18 protein-coding genes are annotated in these 18602 nt (G+C 75.5%); 1 reads left to right on the forward strand and 17 read right to left on the reverse strand.

Annotated elements, in window-relative coordinates:
• Nucleotide 1: 1 nt before the first annotated feature.
• From F1641_RS18950 to pyrR, 7 genes are read right to left on the reverse strand one after another with little or no spacing between them, the layout of a single operon-like run.
• Entirely contained in the window at nt 2-967 is a 966-nt protein-coding gene (locus F1641_RS18950; protein WP_194908051.1) for a dihydroorotate dehydrogenase electron transfer subunit, read from the reverse strand.
• Nucleotides 967-4347, reverse strand: a complete 3381-nt coding sequence (carB, locus tag F1641_RS18955; RefSeq protein ID WP_194908060.1) for a carbamoyl-phosphate synthase large subunit — start codon at nt 4345-4347, stop codon at nt 967-969. Before carB ends, F1641_RS18950 begins: the two co-directional genes overlap by 1 nt.
• A complete protein-coding gene (gene carA, locus F1641_RS18960; RefSeq protein WP_194908062.1) occupies nt 4347-5612 on the reverse strand; it encodes a glutamine-hydrolyzing carbamoyl-phosphate synthase small subunit in 1266 nt (421 codons plus the stop codon). Before carA ends, carB begins: the two co-directional genes overlap by 1 nt.
• A complete protein-coding gene (locus F1641_RS18965) occupies nt 5609-6190 on the reverse strand; it encodes a hypothetical protein (RefSeq protein WP_194908064.1) in 582 nt (193 codons plus the stop codon). The genes carA and F1641_RS18965 overlap by 4 nt, the downstream gene beginning before the upstream one ends.
• Nucleotides 6178-7512 (reverse strand): dihydroorotase, encoded by a 1335-nt coding sequence (locus F1641_RS18970; protein ID WP_194908066.1) that lies wholly within the window; start codon nt 7510-7512, stop codon nt 6178-6180. The genes F1641_RS18965 and F1641_RS18970 overlap by 13 nt, the downstream gene beginning before the upstream one ends.
• Nucleotides 7512-8492, reverse strand: coding sequence for an aspartate carbamoyltransferase catalytic subunit (locus F1641_RS18975; protein WP_194908068.1), 981 nt, complete (start codon nt 8490-8492; stop codon nt 7512-7514). Before F1641_RS18975 ends, F1641_RS18970 begins: the two co-directional genes overlap by 1 nt.
• Nucleotides 8489-9124 carry a bifunctional pyr operon transcriptional regulator/uracil phosphoribosyltransferase PyrR gene (pyrR, locus tag F1641_RS18980; RefSeq protein ID WP_194908070.1) on the reverse strand — a complete coding sequence of 212 codons (636 nt, stop codon included), beginning with the start codon at nt 9122-9124 and terminating at the stop codon, nt 8489-8491. Before pyrR ends, F1641_RS18975 begins: the two co-directional genes overlap by 4 nt.
• Nucleotides 9125-9404: 280 nt before the next feature.
• Between pyrR and F1641_RS18985 the strand changes: the two genes are divergently transcribed.
• A complete protein-coding gene (locus F1641_RS18985; RefSeq protein WP_194908072.1) occupies nt 9405-9911 on the forward strand; it encodes a transcriptional regulator in 507 nt (168 codons plus the stop codon).
• 111 nt (nt 9912-10022) lie between these two features.
• On the opposite strand, the gene nusB is transcribed toward F1641_RS18985, so the two are convergent.
• The 10 genes from nusB to F1641_RS19035 form a co-directional block, all read right to left on the reverse strand.
• Nucleotides 10023-10436 (reverse strand): transcription antitermination factor NusB, encoded by a 414-nt coding sequence (gene nusB, locus F1641_RS18990; protein ID WP_194908074.1) that lies wholly within the window; start codon nt 10434-10436, stop codon nt 10023-10025.
• Complete coding sequence (efp, locus tag F1641_RS18995; RefSeq protein WP_194908076.1) at nt 10436-10996, reverse strand: elongation factor P; 561 nt, start codon at nt 10994-10996, stop codon at nt 10436-10438. The genes nusB and efp overlap by 1 nt, the downstream gene beginning before the upstream one ends.
• A 102-nt stretch (nt 10997-11098) precedes the next feature.
• Nucleotides 11099-12253, reverse strand: coding sequence for a 3-dehydroquinate synthase (gene aroB, locus F1641_RS19000; protein WP_309225717.1), 1155 nt, complete (start codon nt 12251-12253; stop codon nt 11099-11101).
• A gap of 82 nt (nt 12254-12335) precedes the next feature.
• Nucleotides 12336-12854 (reverse strand): shikimate kinase, encoded by a 519-nt coding sequence (locus F1641_RS19005; RefSeq protein ID WP_219729616.1) that lies wholly within the window; start codon nt 12852-12854, stop codon nt 12336-12338.
• A 2-nt stretch (nt 12855-12856) separates the two neighbouring features.
• A complete protein-coding gene (aroC, locus tag F1641_RS19010) occupies nt 12857-14092 on the reverse strand; it encodes a chorismate synthase (protein WP_194908078.1) in 1236 nt (411 codons plus the stop codon).
• A gap of 94 nt (nt 14093-14186) precedes the next feature.
• Entirely contained in the window at nt 14187-15278 is a 1092-nt protein-coding gene (locus F1641_RS19015) for a hypothetical protein (RefSeq protein WP_194908080.1), read from the reverse strand.
• Between the two features lie 23 nt (nt 15279-15301).
• Nucleotides 15302-16237, reverse strand: a complete 936-nt coding sequence (gene pilO, locus F1641_RS19020; protein WP_194908082.1) for a type 4a pilus biogenesis protein PilO — start codon at nt 16235-16237, stop codon at nt 15302-15304.
• Between the two features lies 1 nt (nt 16238).
• Entirely contained in the window at nt 16239-16961 is a 723-nt protein-coding gene (locus F1641_RS19025; protein WP_194908084.1) for a PilN domain-containing protein, read from the reverse strand.
• Entirely contained in the window at nt 16958-17989 is a 1032-nt protein-coding gene (pilM, locus tag F1641_RS19030) for a type IV pilus assembly protein PilM (RefSeq protein WP_194908086.1), read from the reverse strand. The genes F1641_RS19025 and pilM overlap by 4 nt, the downstream gene beginning before the upstream one ends.
• A 113-nt stretch (nt 17990-18102) precedes the next feature.
• On the reverse strand, nt 18103-18525 hold the full coding sequence (locus F1641_RS19035) for a prepilin peptidase (RefSeq protein WP_206691479.1): 423 nt from the start codon (nt 18523-18525) through the stop codon (nt 18103-18105).
• Nucleotides 18526-18602: the final 77 nt, after the last annotated feature.

An 18602-nucleotide genomic window follows, 5' to 3' on the forward strand; every position in this document is an offset into this window, starting at 1 on the left:
GTCAGTGGCCTCCCGTCGCCTTCGGGGCGCCCACGGCGTCGTCGGGGACCAGCGCCCCGCCCCGCAGGTGCTCCGCTGCGCCGATGGCGTCCCAGCGCAGCGCGTCGCCGTCGAACACCGGGCCGGCGGTGCAGGCCCGCAGCATCCGGGTGCGAGTGACCCCGTCGTCGTCGACCGCAGCCACGGGCAGCACGCACGTCATGCAGACGCCGACGCCGCAGGCCATCGACTCCTCGACGGCGAGCCACGTGCTCGCGCCGTCGCCCAGCGCCTCGCGGGTGGTGGTGTGGACGGCGCGGAGCATCGGCATGGGCCCGCAGGCGTAGACGACGGGCTCGCCCAGCTCGGCCAGCTCGTGCAGCACCTCGGGCAGCGCGTCGGTGACGCGCCCGGGAGCGCCGAGGGAGCCGTCGTCGGTGGTGATGACGACGGCGTCAGCGACCCCGTCCAGCGCCGTGGCCTCGTCGACGGCGCTGGTGCCCAGCAGCCGGTCGGCGCTGGCGGCCCCGACGATCCCGACGACGCGGCTGCCGGTGGCCACCAGCTGCCCGGCCAGCCAGGGCAGCGGCGCGGCCCCGTAGCCGCCGCCGATGACGACGGCCGGGGTGCCAGGGGCCGGCAGCGGGAACGGGCGGCCCAGGGGCGCCGTCGTGGAGACGGTGTCGCCGGGGCGCTTCGCGGCGAGCAGCCGCGTGCCCGGGCCGGCCGCGGCGACGACCACCTCGAGGGTGCCCGCCTCCGGGTCGGCGGCGTGCAGCGACAGCGAGCGGCGCAGGAGCATGCCGGAGTCGCCGGTGCCGCACGCCACGAACTGCCCGGGGCGCGCCCGGCGGGCGGCCTCGGGGGCGCGCAGCACCAGGTGGGTGTACGCGCCCACGGGCCGCGCGGAGACGACCTCGGCCAGCTCCTGGACGCCCTGGGCGACCTCGCCCGGGGCCGCCGCGAGCGCCCCCGCGCCGGCCGCCACTAGCGGGCCGTCCGCAGCGCGGCGGCGTGGTCCTGCAGGGACCGCACGCGCACCGGCTCACCGGCGGCGCGCGCGCCGTGGGCGGTGTCGATCGCCGAGACCGCCGCGGCCAGCTGCTGCACGGTCGTGATGATCGGCACGTCCATCGCCGCCGTGGCGGCGCGGATCTCGTACCCGTCGGCCCGCGTGGAGGCGGTCGAGGCGCCCGAGGCGCCCGCCGTCCCGCTGCCGCCGGTGCTCGTGCTGGGGCTGTTGACCACCAGGTCGACCTCCCCGGCGAGGATCCGCTCGACCACGGTCGGCTCGCCGTCCGGCCCCTGGCCGGTGGAGTGCTTGCGCACCACGGTGCTGGCGATGCCGTGGCGGCGCAGCGTGACCGCCGTGCCCTCGGTGGCGAGCACCTCGAAGCCCAGGTCGGCCAGGCGCTTCACCGGGAAGATCACGGCGCGCTTGTCCGGGTCGGCCACGGACACGAAGACCCGGCCCGACAGCGGCAGTCCCCCGTAGGCGGCGGCCTGGCTCTTGGCGAACGCCGAGGGGAAGTCGACGTCGATGCCCATCACCTCGCCGGTGGAGCGCATCTCGGGGCCGAGCAGGCTGTCGACGACGAGCCCCTCGGGGGTGAGGAAGCGCTTGAACGGCAGCACCGCCTCCTTCACCGAGACCGGGGAGTCGGCGGGCAGGTCGCCGCCGTCGCCGCTGGCGGGCAGCAGCCCCTCGGCGCGCAGCTCGGCGATGGTGGTGCCGACGGCGATGCGCGCGGCGGCCTTGGCCAGCGCGACGCCGGTGGCCTTGGCCACGAACGGCACGGTCCGCGAGGCGCGGGGGTTGGCCTCGAGCACGTAGAGCACGTCGCTGGCCAGCGCGTACTGCACGTTGAGCAGGCCGCGCACGCCGACGCCGCGGGCGATGCCCTCGGTGGCCTCGCGCACCCGCTGCAGCACCGAGGCGCCGAGCGTCACCGGCGGCAGCACGCACGCGGAGTCACCGGAGTGGACCCCGGCCTCCTCGATGTGCTCCATGATCCCGCCGAGGTAGACGTCCGTGCCGTCGAAGAGGGCGTCGACGTCGATCTCCACGGCGTCGTCGAGGAACCTGTCGACCAGCACCGGGTGGTCGGGGCTGGCGACGGTGGCCCGCTCGACGTACTCGGCGAGGGTGGCGGGGTCGTAGACGATCTGCATGCCGCGCCCGCCGAGCACGTACGAGGGGCGCACGAGCACGGGGTAGCCGATCTCCTCGGCCACGGCGGCCGCCTCGTCGACGGAGGTCGCCGTCCCGAACTGCGGAGCGCGCAGGCCGGCCTCGGCGAGCACGCGGCCGAACTCGCCGCGGTCCTCGGCGAGGTCGATCGCGGCCGGGGAGGTGCCCAGCACGGGGATCCCCTCGGCCTCGAGCTGCGCTGCCAGACCGAGCGGCGTCTGGCCGCCGAGGGTGGCGATGACGCCGACCAGCTCGCCGGAGGAGGCCTCGGCGTGCAGCACCTCGAGCACGTCCTCGAGCGTCAGCGGCTCGAAGTAGAGGCGGTCGGAGGTGTCGTAGTCGGTGGAGACCGTCTCGGGGTTGCAGTTGACCAGCACCGCCTCGTAGCCGGCCTCGCGCAGGGCGAGGACGGCGTGGACGCAGGAGTAGTCGAACTCGACGCCCTGGCCGATGCGGTTGGGGCCGGAGCCCAGCACCACGACCTTCTGGCGGCCGGAGGCGACGACCTCGTCCTCCTCGTCGTAGGAGGAGTAGTGGTACGGCGTCGCAGCGGCGAACTCGGCGGCGCAGGTGTCGACGGTCTTGAAGACCGGGCGCACCCCCAGGCCCTGGCGGTGCGCGCGCACCTCGGCCTCGGTGGCCCCGAGCAGCTGGGCGAGCTGGGCGTCGGAGAAGCCGTGGCGCTTGGCGCGGCGCAGCAGCGCCTCGTCGAGCCCAGCCAGCGAGCTGCTCTCGGAGTCCGCCACCGCGGCGACCTCACTGGCCACCTCTTCGATGAGCAGCATCTGGTCGAGGAACCACGGGTCGATCCGCGTGGCCTCGAAGAGCCGCTCCACGGAGGCACCTCCGCGCAGCGCCTGCTGCACGGCGGTGATGCGTCCGTCGGTCGGCTTCTTGGCGCGCTCGACCAGCGCGTCGACCTCGGCGGCCGTGGGCGCGGGCCCGTCCCAGGAGAACGTGGCCCCGCGCTGCTCGACCGAGCGCAGCGCCTTCTGCAGCGCCTCGGGGAAGGAGCGACCGATGGCCATGGCCTCGCCGACGCTCTTCATGGTGGTGGTCAGGGAGGTGTCGGCCGCCGGGAACTTCTCGAAGGCGAACCGGGGCACCTTGACCACGACGTAGTCGAGCGAGGGCTCGAAGCTGGCGGGGGTCTTCTCGGTGATGTCGTTGGCGACCTCGTCGAGGCTGTACCCGACGGCGAGCTTCGCGGCGATCTTGGCGATCGGGAAGCCGGTGGCCTTGGACGCCAGCGCCGAGGAGCGCGAGACGCGCGGGTTCATCTCGATGACGATCATGCGGCCGTCGGCCGGGTTGATCGCGAACTGGATGTTGCAGCCGCCGGTGTCGACGCCGACCTCGCGGATGACGGCGATGCCGACGTCGCGCATCCGCTGGTACTCGCGGTCGGTGAGCGTCATCGCGGGCGCCACGGTGATCGAGTCGCCGGTGTGCACGCCCATCGGGTCGAAGTTCTCGATCGAGCAGACGACCACCACGTTGTCGGCGTGGTCGCGCATGAGCTCGAGCTCGTACTCCTTCCAGCCGAGGATCGACTCCTCCAGGAGCACCTCGGTGGTGGGGCTGGCGTGCAGGCCCGCGCCGGCGATGCGGCGCAGGTCGGCCTCGTCGTGCGCGAACCCGGAGCCGAGGCCGCCCATCGTGAACGAGGGGCGGACGACGAGCGGGTAGCCGAGGTCGGCGGCCACCTCGAGGCACTCGTCCATCGTGTGGGCGGTGCGGCTGCGGGCGCTCTCGGCGCCGCAGCGCTCGACCACGCCCTTGAACTTCTGCCGGTCCTCGCCCAGCTGGATGGCCGGGACGTCGGCCCCGATGAGCTCGCAGTCGTACTTCGCGAGCACGCCGCTCTCGTGCAGGGCGATGGCGGCGTTGAGGGCCGTCTGCCCGCCGAGGGTCGCCAGGACGGCGTCGGGGCGCTCCTTGGCGATGATCGCCTCGATGACGTCGGAGGTGATCGGCTCGACGTACGTGGCGTCCGCGACCTCCGGGTCGGTCATGATCGTCGCCGGGTTGGAGTTGACGAGGATCACGCGCAGGCCCTCGGAGCGCAGCACGCGGCACGCCTGGGTGCCCGAGTAGTCGAACTCCGCGGCCTGGCCGATGACGATCGGGCCGGAGCCGATGACGAGGACGGAGCTGAGGTCTTCGCGGCGCGGCATCAGCGGTCGCCCTTCTGGTCGGAGCTGCTGGTGGCGTGGTCGGTGGGGGACGAGGTGGTGCTGCTGGTCGGCTTGGGCGCGTTCACCAGCGGCGGCAGGGGCGCGCCCGGGTCGGCGACCAGGGCGGCGAACCTGTCGAAGAGGTAGTTGGCGTCGTGCGGGCCGGCCGCGGCCTCGGGGTGGTACTGCACCGAGAACGCCGGGGAGCCGCTGACCCGCAGGCCCTCGACCACGCCGTCGTTGAGGCCGACGTGGCTGACCTCGACCTCGCCGAAGGGGCTGGCGACCGAGCCCTCCAGCGGGGCGTCCACGGCGAAGCCGTGGTTGTGGGCCGTGACCTCGACGCGCCCGGTGGACCTGTCGAGCACCGGCTGGTTCACGCCGCGGTGGCCGTAGCGCAGCTTGTAGGTGCCCAGGCCGAGGGCGCGGCCCAGCAGCTGGTTGCCGTAGCAGATGCCGAAGAACGGGATCCTGCGCTCCAGCACCTGCTGGATCAGCGCGACCTCGTGGGTGGCGGCGCTCGGGTCGCCCGGGCCGTTGGAGAAGAAGACGCCGTCGGGGCTGACCGCGAGCACGTCCTCGAGGGTGGCCATCGCGGGCAGGACGTGGACCTCCGCACCGCGGCGGGCCAGCTCGCGGGGGGTGTTCGCCTTGATGCCGAGGTCGACGGCGGCGACGGTGAAGCGCTTCTCGCCGAGGGCCGGCACCACGTAGGCGTCCTGCGTGGAGACCTGGCCGGCGAGGTCGGCGCCGGCCATCTGCGCCCCGCCGCGCACGCGCTCGACCAGCGCCTCGGCGCTGGCGCCCTCGAGCGCCGGCCCGGAGAAGACGCCGACGCGCATCGCACCGCGCTCGCGCAGGTGGCGGGTCAGCGCCCGGGTGTCGACGCCGGAGATCCCGACGACGCCCTGGGCGGACAGCTCGTCGACCAGCTCGCGGCGCGAGCGCCACGAGGAGGCGCGGCGGGCGGGGTCGCGGACCACGTACCCGGCGACCCAGATCTGGGAGGACTCGTCGTCCTCGTCGTTCCAGCCGGTGTTGCCGATGTGCGGGGCCGTCATGACCACCACCTGGCGGTGGTAGCTCGGGTCGGTGATCGTCTCCTGGTAGCCGGTCATCGCGGTGCAGAAGACGGCCTCGCCGACCGTCTCGCCGACGGCGCCGTAGGCGCGCCCGGTGAAGGTGCGCCCGTCCTCCAGGACCAGCAGCGCCGGTCCTGCCGCGGTGCTGCTCGTGCTGCTGGTCGTGCTCGTCGTCGTGCTCATGCCGCCTCCTCCGCGTCGGTACCTGCCGGGCCGGGTGCTGGACCGTCGGAGGGCCGGGGCACGAGGCCCTCGACCAGCGCCACCAGGACGGGGGCGTCCTGCTGGGGCTTGGTGCGCACCGCCGTCTCCAGCGCGACCGGGCCCTGCGGCCCGTCGAGCCGCCACGAGATCACCACGAGGTCCTCCTTGCCGAACATCACCTTGCCCGCCTGCCCGCGGGCGCGGTGCGCGCCCAGCAGGTCAGCGGCGGGGATCGAGAACGAGGCGGCGCCGGGGCGCCGCAGGACGAGCCGGTGCGGCTCGGCCGCCACCTCGGCCAGGCTGCGCGAGCCCAGGCCGTGCGCGGTCACGCGCTCCAGCGGGCGCCCGGCGAGGACGGTCGAGACGTAGGTGCCCGTCACGGTGCGGGCAGCGGCCTCCGGGGAGGTCTCCCCCGTCCACGCGGCGTCGTCGACGCCGGCGGGCGCGGACAGCACCGCGCCCTGCTGGGCGCCGCGGCGGCGCCAGCTGCGCAGCATGAGCAGCCACACCAGCGGGACCAGCGCGAGCAGCGCCAGCCCGGCGATCACCTGGTCCACGTCGACCCCGCCTCCGCCGGGCGGGCGGTGGCCAGCGCGCCGTCTAGCACGGTGGCGTGGCCCTCCCAGAACGTCGCGACGACGCGCGCGGGCAGCTCGCGGCCGGCGAAGGGGCTGTTGCGGCCCTTGGTGGCCATCGCGGACGGGTCGACCGTCCAGCGGGCGGCCGGGTCGACCAGCACCAGGTTCGCGGCCTCGCCGACCTGCAGGGAGCCGCCCTGGGAGGCGACCCGCCCGATGCGCGCCGGGGTCTGCGACATCACGCGCGCCACACCGGCCCAGTCGAGGTGCCCCGGCTCCACCAGCGCCTGGACGACGACGGACAGCGCCGTCTCCAGGCCGGTCATGCCCATGGCGGCGGCGGACCACTCGCAGTCCTTGTCCTCCACCGGGTGGGGGGCGTGGTCGGTGGCGACGACGTCGATCGTGCCGTCGGCGACCCCGGCGCGCAGGGCGCGGACGTCGTCGTCGGTGCGCAGCGGGGGGTTGACCTTGTAGACGGGGTCGTAGCCGCGGACCAGCTCGTCGGTGAGGAGGAGGTGGTGGGGCGTCACCTCGGCGGTGACGTCGACGCCGCGGGCCTTGGCCCAGCGCACGATCTCGACGCTGCCGGCGGTGGAGAGGTGGCAGACGTGCAGGCGGGAGCCGACGTGCCCGGCGAGCAGCACGTCGCGGGCGATGATCGCCTCCTCCGCCACGGCCGGCCACCCCCGCAGCCCGAGCACGCCGGAGACGGCGCCCTCGTTCATCTGCGCGCCCTCGGTGAGCCGGGGCTCCTGGGCGTGCTGGGCCACGACGCCGTCGAAGGCCTTCACGTACTCCAGCGCCCGGCGCATGAGGACGGCGTCGAAGACGCACTTCCCGTCGTCGGAGAACACGCGCACCCCGGCGGCGGAGTCGGCCATGGCGCCGAGCTCGGCCAGGCGCTGGCCCTCCAGGCCGGTGGTCACGGCGCCGACCGGGCGCACGTCGCACCAGCCGGCCTCGCGGCCCAGGCGCCACACCTGCTCGACCACGCCGGCGGTGTCGGCGACGGGAGCGGTGTTGGCCATCGCGTGCACGGCCGTGAAGCCGCCGAGGGCCGCGGCGCGGGTGCCGGTGTCCACGGTCTCGGCGTCCTCGCGGCCGGGCTCGCGCAGGTGGGTGTGCAGGTCGACCAGGCCGGGCAGGGCCACCAGGCCCTCGGCCTCGACGGTGCGGGCGCCGTCGGGGGCCGTCAGGGTCCCGGCGGGGGCGACCTCGGCCACCAGGCCGTCGCGCAGCAGCAGGTCGCGGGGCTCGGCTCCCAGGGGCCGGGCCGCGCGCACGAGCGTCGTCGTCATCAGGCGTCCTCTCCAGCGAGCAGCAGGTACAGGGCGGCCATGCGGACCGCCACGCCGTTGGTGACCTGCTCGACGATGCGGCTGCGCGCGCCGTCGGCGGCCTCGGCGGTGATCTCCAGGCCGCGGTTCATCGGCCCGGGGTGGAGCAGCGACGCGTGCGGCGGCAGGAGGGCCAGGCGCGCGGCGTCGATGCCGTACCGGCGCGAGTACTCCCGCGCCGAGGGGAAGTAGGCGGCGTCCATGCGCTCGAGCTGCACCCGCAGCGCCATCACGGCGTCCACGGGGCCCTGCACGTCACCGCGGAGCGCGGCGTCGAGGTCGTAGGAGACCTCGCAGGGCCAGGTCTCGACACCGATGGGCAGCAGCGTCGGCGGCGCCACCAGCGTGGTCCGCGCGCCGAGGACGTGCAGCAGGTGGACGTTGGAGCGGGCCACGCGGCTGTGCAGCACGTCACCGACGACGACGACGTGCTTGCCCGCGAGGTCGGCGCCCACCCGATCAGCAGCCGGGCCGCCCCCGGGGCCGCCCCCGACGAGGTGGCGGCGCAGCGTGAACGCGTCGAGCAGCGCCTGGGTGGGGTGCTCGTGGGTGCCGTCACCGGCGTTGAGCACGGCGCCGCTGGTCCAGCCGGAGCGCGCCAGGCGCAGCGGGGCGCCCGAGGAGCCGTGGCGGATGACGACGGCGTCGGCGCCCATCGCCTGCAGCGTGAGCGCGGTGTCCTTGAGGCTCTCGCCCTTGGAGACGCTGGAGCCCTTGGCGGAGAAGGTGATGACGTCGGCGGAGAGGCGCTTGGCGGCGGTCTCGAAGCTGATGCGGGTGCGGGTGGAGTCCTCGAAGAAGAGGTTCACCACGGTGCGGCCGCGCAGGGTGGGCAGCTTCTTGATCTCGCGCTGCTGCGTCGCGGCCATCTGCTCGGCCACGTCGAGCACGCGCACGGCCTCGGCGCGGGAGAGGTCGGCCGTGGACAGGAGGTGCCTCACCGCTCCTCCCCCTCGGCGTGCCGCTCGGTGGGCCCCTCGATCAGCACCGCGTCCTCGCCGTCGGTCTCGGCGAGGTGCACGAAGACGCGCTCCGCCGTCGACGTCGGGAGGTTCTTGCCCACGTGGTCGGCCCGGATCGGCAGCTCGCGGTGCCCGCGGTCGACCAGGACGGCCAGGCGCACGGCGCGGGGGCGGCCGAGGTCGGACAGGGCGTCGAGCGCGGCCCGGACGGTGCGCCCGGAGTAGAGGACGTCGTCGACGAGGACGACGGTCGCGTCGTCGATGCCGGTGGCCGGCAGGCGCGTCGGCTCGGGCGTGCGCGTGGGGTTCCGGCGCAGGTCGTCGCGGTGGAGCGTGACGTCGAGGCTCCCGGTGCACGCCTCGGCGTCGAAGGCGGGCTCGACCTGCGCGAGGCGCTCGGCCAGGCGGCGGGCCAGGTGGGTGCCGCGGCGCGGGATGCCCATGAGCACCAGGCCCTCGGGGCCCTTGTTGCGCTCGAGCACCTCGTGGGCGATGCGGGTCAGCGCCCGCGACACCTCGGCGGCGTCGAGGACGGTCGCGGAGCGGGGGGTGGGACCCGCGGTGTGGACGAGGGGTGCGGTGCGGTCGTCACCCGGGCGTGCGCCAGCCATGCGGCGACTCCTTCCCCGCCTCACAGGACGGAGGTTGAAGGACGTCGGAACACGGGAACCGTACTCCACGGCGGTGCCCCGCCTGATCGCGAGGCGCCTCTGGGAACCTAGGGGGTGGGTCGTCCGCGACAGGTCCGCCAGCTGTCGCCCACTGGTCACCAGTAGTCACTCTGGGTGAACAACTACTGCCTGTGACCAGGCTGGAGTTGACCGGGGCATGACTCCCCGTGACGATCACTGTCTGTTGAACTTCGAGAACCGCGTGGTGAGAGGGGTCGGGATGTCCGAGGAAGGATCGGGGTACGCCAAGGCGCTCGGCAGCCGGCTGCGCGCCATCCGCACGCAGCAGGGCCTGTCCCTGCAGGGCGTCGAGCAGCGCTCCGGCGGCCAGTGGAAGGCGGTGGTGGTCGGCTCCTACGAGCGCGGCGACCGCGCCGTGACCGTGCAGCGCCTGGCCGAGCTGGCCGACTTCTACGGGGTGCCGGTCTCCGCGCTCCTGCCCGACGGCGGGACCGCTAGCCACAGCGAGCCGCCGCCCAAGCTGGTGCTCGACCTGGAGCGCCTGCAGTCGGTGCCGTCGGAGAAGGCCGGCCCGCTGGCCCGCTACGCCGCCACCATCCAGAGCCAGCGCGGCGACTACAACGGCAAGGTGCTGTCGATCCGCAGCGACGACCTGCGCGCCCTCGCCGTCATCTACGACCTCCCGCCGCACCAGCTGGCCGAGGAGCTCATCGGCTGGGGCGTGCTGGACGCCGACGCCCGCCGCGCGGTCGCGCCCGGCAGCTGAGCCGCCGCACCGGTCACGGCCGGTGAGCACGAAGAAGACCCGCACCCCCGGGAGGGAGTGCGGGTCTTCTGCGTCATGACAGCGCGTGAGCTGGACGGCCGGCACGAGGCCTCAGGAGTCGACGAGCCCCGGCTTCATCTCCATCAGGCGGCCCAGCAGGCCGTTGACGAAGGCGGGCGAGTCGTCGGTGGAGAGCTCCTGCGCCAGCCCGACGGCCTCCGCGACGGCGACCGCGTCGGGGACGTCGTCGCTCCAGATCAGCTCGAAGGTGCCGATGCGCAGCAGGTTGCGGTCGACGGCGGGCATGCGGTCGAGCGACCACCCGTGCGAGTACGTCTCGAGCAGCTCGTCGATCCGCTCGCGGTGCGCCTGGACGCCCTCGACGAGGTCGGCGGAGTACTGCGGCACCCCGACCAGGCCGCTCGCGAGCCGCTCGGCGGCCAGGGCGACCGGGTCGACGCCGCGCTGCTCGGCCTCGAACAGCAGGTCGAGGGCCCGCTTGCGGGCCTTGGTGCGGGCCGCCACTAGTTGACGCGGCCCAGGTAGTCACCCGTGCGGGTGTCGACCTTGACCTTCGTGCCCGTCTCGAGGAACAGCGGCACCTGGATCTGGTAGCCGGTCTCGACGGTGGCGGGCTTGGTGCCGCCGGTGGAGCGGTCTCCCTGCAGGCCCGGCTCGGTGTAGGTGACCTCGAGGACTACCGAGGTGGGCAGCTCGACGTACAGCGGGGTGCCCTCGTGCACGGCGACGATCGCCTCGGCGCTCTCGAGGAGGAAGTTGGCGACGTCACCGACCGTGGCCTCGGGGATGGTGATCTGGTCGTACGTGTCCGAGTCCATGAAGACGAAGTCGACGCCGTCGCGGTACAGGTACTGCATGTCGCGCTTGTCGACCGTGGCCGTGTCGACCTTGGTGCCCGCGTTGAAGGTGCGGTCGACGACCTTGCCCGACAGCACGTTCTTCAGCTTGGTGCGGACGAAGGCGCCGCCCTTGCCGGGCTTCACGTGCTGGAACTCGATCACGGACCACAGCTGTCCGTCGAGGTTGAGCACGATGCCGTTCTTCAGGTCGTTCGTCGATGCCACGTGGGCCGATGCTACCGGAGCAGCGCGGCCCGCCCGGCCGCGCTGCTCCCGGCCGGGCGAACCGGCAGGTCAGCCGGTGATCGTCTGGGGATCAGCCGGTGATCAGCCGAGGGAGATCCCGCCGCCGGCCGGGGCCGCGCGGCTGATCTCCGCGTAGGCGGCCTGCAGGAGCGCCGGGTCGGGTCCCTCCAGGCGGCTGGGGCGGGCGACGTCGTCGAGCACCACGAAGCGCAGCAGGTCGCCGCGGGTCTTCTTGTCGCGCCTCATCCCGTCGAGCAGCTGCGGCCACCGGTCGCCCCGGTACTCCAGGGGCAGCCCGAGGGAGCCGAGCACGCTGCGGTGGCGGTCGACGACGGCGTCGTCCAGGCGCCCGGCCAGGCGCGCGAGCTCGGCGGCGAAGACCATCCCGATGCTGACGGCGGCGCCGTGGCGCCACTCGTAGCGCTCCACCAGCTCGATCGCGTGGCCGAGGGTGTGGCCGTAGTTGAGGATCTCGCGCAGGCCGGACTCCTTGAGGTCCTCCCCCACCACGCGGGCCTTGACCGCGACGGCCCGCTCGACCAGCTCGCGCAGGACGGGGGCGCCCGGGTCGCGCACGGCGGCCGGGTCGGCCTCGACCAGCTCCAGGATGCGCGGGTCGGCGATGAACCCGCACTTGACCACCTCGGCCATCCCGGCGACCAGGTCGTTGGCCGGGAGGGTCTGCAGCGCGGCGAGGTCGCACAGCACGCCCGACGGCGGGTGGAAGGACCCGACGAGGTTCTTGCCCTCCTTGGTGTTGATGCCCGTCTTGCCGCCGACGGCGGCGTCGACCATGGCGAGCAGCGTGGTGGGCACCTGGATGACGCGGACACCGCGCAGCCAGGTGGCGGCCACGAAGCCGGCGAGGTCGGTGACGGCTCCCCCGCCGACGCCGACGACGGCGTCGGTGCGGGTGAAGCCGGCCTGGCCGAGCACGCCCCAGCAGAAGGCGGCCACCTCGGCGCGCTTGGCGTCCTCGCCGTCGGGGACCTCCGCCAGGTAGGCCTCGAAGCCGGCGGCGGCGAGGTCGTCGCGGACCGCCTCACCGGTGGCCGCGAGCGCGTGGGGGTGCACCACGAGCACCCGCTGGACCCGCTCCCCCAGCAGGCCGGGCAGCTCGCCCAGGAGGCCGGTGCCGATGAGGACGTCGTACGGCGCCTCGCCCGCGACGGTGATCCGCGTCGGCTCGTCGGTCCGGCCGTCGGTCGGTGCGTCGCTGGGGGTGTCGGTGCTCACGGCCCCCGATCCTACGGAGCCCCTCGCTCCTCCTTCGTGATCATGGACGTCCGCCACCTCGCGAGGTGGCGGACGCCCATGATCACGGGCGGAGGAGGGGGAGGACGGCGTCGGCGACCTCGCGGGCGCTGCGCCCGTCGGTCGCGACGACGTGCGCCGCCACCTCGGCGTACAGGTGCTCCCGGGCGGCCAGCGCCGCTCGCCACCGCTGCTCGGCGTCGCCGGCGAGCACCGGGCGGGTGCTCGTGTCACCGAGGCGGGAGCTGACGTGCTCCCACGAGGCGGTCAGCAGCACCACCGGGGCACCGAGCGCCGCCAGCCCGGCGAGGTCGGCCCGGGTGGCGGGGTCGAGCACCGCCCCCCCGCCCAGCGACAGCACGCCGTCGTGCTCGCGCAGGGCAGCGGCGACGGCCGCGCGCTCGCGGGCGCGGAAGCCCGCCTCGCCCTCGGCGGCGAACACCGCCGCCACCGGTCGTCCCGCCGACGCCTCGACGTCGGCGTCGGTGTCGCGCAGCACCACGCCGAGGTCGGTCGCGAGCAGCGCTCCGACGGCGGACTTGCCCGAGCCCATCGGGCCGACGAGCACGACCCGAGGGGCCACCGTCAGCTCTCGGGGCTGCTGACCGTGCTGCTGGAGGAGCGCAGCAGCTCGGGGATGCCCTCGAGGTAGGTGCGCACGTTGCGCGCCGTCTCGGGCACCGAGTCCCCGCCGAACTTCTCCAGCAGCGCGTCGGCGAGCACCAGCGCCACCATCGCCTCGGCGACGACGCCGGAGGCGGGCACCGCGCAGACGTCGGAGCGCTGGTGGTGGGCCTGGGTGGCCTCGCCGGTGGCGACGTCGACGGTGGCCAGGGCGCGGGGCACGGTGGCGATGGGCTTCATGGCGGCGCGCACGCGCAGCACCTCGCCCGTCGTCATGCCGCCCTCGGTGCCGCCGGCGCGGCCGGTGCGGCGGCGCAGCACGCCGTCGGGGCCGGTCTCGATCTCGTCGTGGGCGGCCGAGCCGCGGCGACGGGCGGTCTCGAAGCCGTCACCGACCTCGACGCCCTTGATGGCCTGGATGCCCATCAGGGCCTGCGCGAGGCGGCCGTCGATGCGGCGGTCCCAGTGGGTGTGGCTGCCCAGACCCGGCGGCAGGCCGTAGGCCAGCACCTCGACGACGCCGCCGAGGGTGTCGCCCTCCTTGTGGCAGGCGTCGACCTCCTCGACCATGCGGGCGCTCGTGGGGCCGTGGTGGCAGCGCAGCGGGTCGGCGTCGAGGGCGGCGACGTCGTCGGGCAGCGGCAGGCCGACCTCGTCCCACGCCTCGTCGGGCACCGCGACCGGGCCGAGGGAGACGGTGTGCGAGACCAGGCGGACGCCGGCGGCCTGCTGGAGGAACCGGGCGGCGACCTCGCCGAGGGCCACGCGGGTGGCGGTCTCGCGGGCGCTGGCGCGCTCCAGCACCGGGCGGGCCTCGTCGAAGCCGTGCTTCTGCATGCCGACCAGGTCGGCGTGGCCCGGGCGCGGGCGGGTCAGGGCGGCGTTGCGGCCGGTGGTCTTGAGGAGCGACGGGTCGACCGGGTCGGGCGACATCACCGTCGACCACTTGGGCCACTCGGTGTTGCCGATGGTGACCGCGAACGGCCCGCCCTGGGTGGTCCCGTGGCGCAGCCCGCCGAGCACGGTGACCTCGTCCTGCTCGAACGCCATCCGCGCACCGCGGCCGTAGCCGAGGCGGCGGCGCGCGAGCGCGGCCCGGAGGTGGTCGGTGGTCACGGAGACCCCCGAGGGAAGCCCCTCGAGGACCCCGACGAGGGCGGGGCCGTGGGACTCCCCCGCAGTCAGCCAGCGCAGCACGTGGCTGATCCTCCCACGCGGCCCGCGACGACCGCGCGGGCCGGCCGGGGTCGGGGTCGGGGTCGGGTCGCTCGCAGGTCGGGTCGGTGGCGGGTCAGGCGCAGGCGGTGCGGACGGCCGCGTCCAGGGACGTCTGGCTGTCGACCTGGTCGGACGTGACCGCCACACCGCCGAGCAGCTGCGAGCGCAGCGCCTCGGCGCTGCTCGTCGCGACGTCGAGGCGGGAGGCCAGCGCCCCGTCGGAGGTCGCGCTGACCGCAGCGCGCATCGCCGCGACGGGCGTGCGCAGCGCCGTCCCCGTGTCGACGGGGTCGGTGCCCGCGGAGGTGCTGGCGGAGAGCAGCTGCTCCACCGCCGCCATCGGGCCCGACACCGCCGAGCAGGTCTGCGCGGTGGTCAGCGCCGCGGGGGCCGACGCCGCGGGCGGCGGCGCGGTGACGGTCACGGTCGGGCCGGGCACCTGGACGGTCGTGGTGCCCCCGCCGGACGCCGTTCCTCCTGCACCGCCCGAGGTGCCGCCGCCCAGCAGGCCGCTCGAGCCGCTGGAGGTGCCGCTGCCGTCGACGGGGGCGGTGGACGCCGGGTCCGCGGTCGGGCCGGAGGTGGGGTCGGTGGTGGTGGAGGCCACCAGGGCCGCGAACGGGTCGCGCCCCAGGACGGCGACCGCGTCACCGGGCCCGGCCACCGGGTCGGTGCCGGTGCCGGCCGAGGGGACGGCGGACGAGCCGGGCACCGCGGTGGCACCCGGGACGACGACGACGCCGCTCGCGTCCGCGTCGTCACCACCGCCGCTCAGCAGGCTGCCGGCGACGAGCGCGCCCAGCACCAGCGCACCGCCGCCGAGGGCGAGGACGAGGAGCGGGCCGCGGCGGGACGTCCCGCCACCTGCGGCGCGCGAGGGCAGTCCCAGCCCGGGGCGCTCGGGGCGTGTGGGCCGCGCGCGCAGACCAGCGGGCTCGGTGACCTCGGCAGCAGGGGCCGGCGCGGGGTCAGCGGCGGGGCGCGGGGCCGGCACGGTGCCGAACGGGCTGGAGGTCCCCGCTGCCGGGGGCTCGTCGGGCAGCGCGCCGAAGGGCGCGTCGTCGGCCTCGAGGGGGCCCCGGGCGAGCGCGGCGGCCTCGAACGGGCCCATCGCCGGCGCGTCGGGGCCGACGGCGGGAGGGCCTCCGAAGGGACTGGTGGTCATGGGTGCTCCTGGTCCGTTCGCGCTCAGCGGGTGGCCGCGGGCGTCGCCGCGGTGAGGACGGTGGCCGGCAGGGCGGTGGGGGACGTCGCCGGGGTCGTCGGGACGGCCGCGGCAGCGGTGGCAGCCGCCGCCGAGAGCTCGGCGTCGGTCGCCGGCAGCGCGAAGGCCGAGCCCGCAGCGGTCAGCGTCAGCAGGGTCCGCCCGTCGGCCGAGGTGCTCGGGGCGAGCGCGACGCTGGTCAGGAGCACGAGCCGGTCCTGCTGCTGGACCGCGGCGAGGAAGGCCTCCACGGCGGCGTACCCGCCGGTGGCGGTCAGGGTGAGCGGGACGCGGACGAGGCCGGTGGCCGGGTCCGTCGTCGTTGTCGTGGTGGTCGTCGCGGCAGCCGCGCCGTCGGTGGCAGCCGCGCCGTCTGTGGCGGCCGTGCCCTCGGTGGCGGCCGTGCCCTCGGTGGCGGCCGTGCCGTCCGTGGCCGCCGCGGCGGCCGTCTCGGGGGCGGCCGGCACCACACCGGTGAGGGTGACGCCGGTCGTGGCGGCGGCGTCGCGCAGGGCGCGCAGCAGGTCGGCCAGGTCCGGGTCGGTGGGGACCTGCGAGCGGGCCCGGGCCAGGTCGGCCTGGTACTGGGGCAGGGCGGAGTACTGCGCCTGGAGCTCGGCCACCTTGGTGGTGAGCTGCGCCTCGTTCGCGGTGGTCTGGACGGCCTGGTCCTCCAGGGCCGCCGTGCTGGCGGCCTGGGGCGCCAGCACCAGCGCCCAGCCGCCGAGGGCGACGAGCGCGACGGCGCCGACGCCGCCCAGCAGCCACGGCAGGGGGCGCGGGTCCTTGGACGGCGCTGCCTCGCCCGAGCTGCCGGCGGGGCGGAACACGGCGGTCGCCGGGCCGGCGGCGCGGGCGGGCCCGGCCTGGCCGGTGCCTCGACCGCCGGGGGCGCGGAGGTCAGGGGTCGACAGGGACACGTCAGCCCACTTCCTGGGAGTCGGCGTTCTGGGCGAAGCGGTGGCTGAGCGCGGCGTCGGTGACCTGCGCGGTGATGGTGAAGGAGACGACGGGGACCGCCTGGGCGCTGTCCATCGTGGCCGTCATGAGGTAGGCGTCGGCCACGCCCGGGACGGTGCCCAGGGCGTCGAGGTAGGCGGCCACGTCCTCGTAGGAGGTGGAGCGCGCGGTGATCGTGATGCTGCCCTCGCCGCCCGGGGCACCCGCGGTCGCGTCGGCGGCCGGGGCGGTCGAGGCGTCGTCGGTGGTGAGCGTGGCCTGCACGCCGTCGAGCCACGCGCCGGCGGGCAGGGCGGCGCTGAGCGTGCCGACGAAGGCCGCCCAGCTGACGTCCTGGGCCATCGCGGTGGTGCGGGCGTCCTCGGTGGCGCGCAGCGCGCGGAGGGTCTGGGGTGCGGCGGCGTACTGGGCCTGCTGGGCCTGCAGGGCGCTGGTGCGCGCCAGCGCGGTGTCGAGCTCGGCCTGGGCGGTGCTGGCCTGGGCGGCGCCCACGGCCCACGAGCCGGAGACGACCAGCAGGGCCGCGGCCACGCCCACGGCACCGCCGCGCTTGGCGCGGCGGACGGCGCGGCGGGAGATGACGCCGGGCGGCAGCAGGTTGACCCGCGGGGCCACCCAGGCGGTGGGCTCGGAGCGGTCCCCGGCGGGGCGGACCCCGGCGAGCACCTCGGTCAGGCCGCTCACGCCGACACCCCCAGGGCCAGGCCGATGGCCATCGTCGCGGCGTCGTCCGTCGGACGCAGGTTGCGGCCGGGGCGCAGGCGGTGGCTGACGGACCCGATGTCGACGGGGAGCCCCGTCATGGCGGCCAGGCGCGGGGCCAGCCCGTCGAGCCGGGCGCCGCCGCCGGTCAGCACCACGCGCTCGGCGCGGTGGCCGCTGGTGGCCGCGGCGTAGTCGATGGTGCTGCGGACCTCCTCGAGGAAGCCGAGCGCCGCGGCCTCCACGGCGTGGCCCACGACCGTGAGCTCGCCGCTGAGGCCGTCGCCGATGCCGAGGCCGCGCTTGAGGTGCTCGGCCTCGAGCACGGTGACGCCCGTGCGCTCGACCAGCGCGTCGGTGATGTCGTTGCCGCCCGCCATGAGGATGCGGACGAAGCGGGGGGCTCCCCCGGAGTGGACGACGACCTGGGTGATGGTGGCGCCGATGTCGACCAGCGCCTCGGTCGTGGTCTCGCCGTGGACGTCGGTGCCCAGGGCGCGCAGCACCGCGAAGGCGGTGAGGTCGACGGCCTCGGGGACCAGCCGGGCGCCCTCGGCGGCCGCGACGAGCGAGGCGACGGCGTCGCGCCAGGCGGCGACGAGCAGCCCGCGCACCACCTGGCCGCTGCCGGTGGTGCGGACCTCGAGCGGGTGGAAGTCCATGACGGCGGACTCGACGGGCATGGGGAGCACGTCCTGCACCTGGAAGGGCAGGGCCTTGCGCAGGTCGGCGGCGGGCATCTTCGGCACCTCGACCTCGCGCACGACGACGCGCTGGTTGGCGATGCCGAGGGTCACGCGGCGGCTGGAGAACCGGCCGGTGCGCCACAGCTGCACGAGCGCCGCGGAGACCGCGGCGACGTCGACGACCTCGCCGTCGACGACCGCGCCCTCGGGGAGGGGGGCCTCGGCGCTGCGCTCCAGCACCACTCCCGTCGCGGTGAACGACAGCTCGGCGGCGCGCACCGCGCTGCAGCCGATGTCGAGCCCGATCGACGTGCGTCGTGCCACGAGAGTCCCCCCTGTCGGTCGAGGGCACCGGTCCGTGGTCGCCCTCTCCACTTCGATCGGCAGGGCGGGAACGGACTTGAGCGCTGACCTGGGACGACCTCGGGTCACGCTCGTCAGGCGAGGGGGTAGCCGCTCATCGCGAGGTACCAGTGGACGACACCGCCGCCCGCGACGACGCCGAGTGCGGCGCCCACGAGCATGAACGGGCCGAACGGCAGGTGGCCTCGCCGACGCAGCACCCCGGTGGCCACCAGGGCCACCCCGACCAGCCCGCCGAGGACGGCGGTCACCGGGTAGGCCGGCAGCACGATGGCGTCAGGCAGGCGGTGCACGTCGAGGTCGATGAGCGCGAGGGCCAGCCCGGCGGCCGCCCGGTGGAGCAGTACCGGCAGCAGGGCCCAGCGCCCCTCGTGGGCGACCCAGGCGGTCACCGCGGCGAAGAGCCCGGCCGTGGCGAGCTCGACCAGGGGGTGGCGGACGCTGGTGGGTGCGGCGCACGAGCGGCAGCGCCCGCGCAGCAGCAGCCACGACACCACCGGCACGTCGTCGCGGGGGGGGGGCGACGGGGCTGGTGCACGCGGGCCACGCGCTGCGCGGGTGCACCACGAAGGCG

It is taken from the genome of Quadrisphaera sp. INWT6, assembly GCF_015390235.1.
Lineage (GTDB): Bacteria > Actinomycetota > Actinomycetes > Actinomycetales > Quadrisphaeraceae > Quadrisphaera.

Coding starts and splice junctions, on each gene's coding strand:
- F1641_RS18970 (WP_194908066.1), bottom strand. CDS start 7,512: ATGACGACGACGCTCGTGCGCGCGGCCCGGCCCCTGGGAGCCGAGCCC.
- pyrR (WP_194908070.1), bottom strand. CDS start 9,124: ATGGCTGGCGCACGCCCGGGTGACGACCGCACCGCACCCCTCGTCCAC.
- F1641_RS19015 (WP_194908080.1), bottom strand. CDS start 15,278: ATGACCACCAGTCCCTTCGGAGGCCCTCCCGCCGTCGGCCCCGACGCG.
- F1641_RS18985 (WP_194908072.1), top strand. CDS start 9,405: ATGTCCGAGGAAGGATCGGGGTACGCCAAGGCGCTCGGCAGCCGGCTG.
- carA (WP_194908062.1), bottom strand. CDS start 5,612: ATGAGCACGACGACGAGCACGACCAGCAGCACGAGCAGCACCGCGGCA.
- carB (WP_194908060.1), bottom strand. CDS start 4,347: ATGCCGCGCCGCGAAGACCTCAGCTCCGTCCTCGTCATCGGCTCCGGC.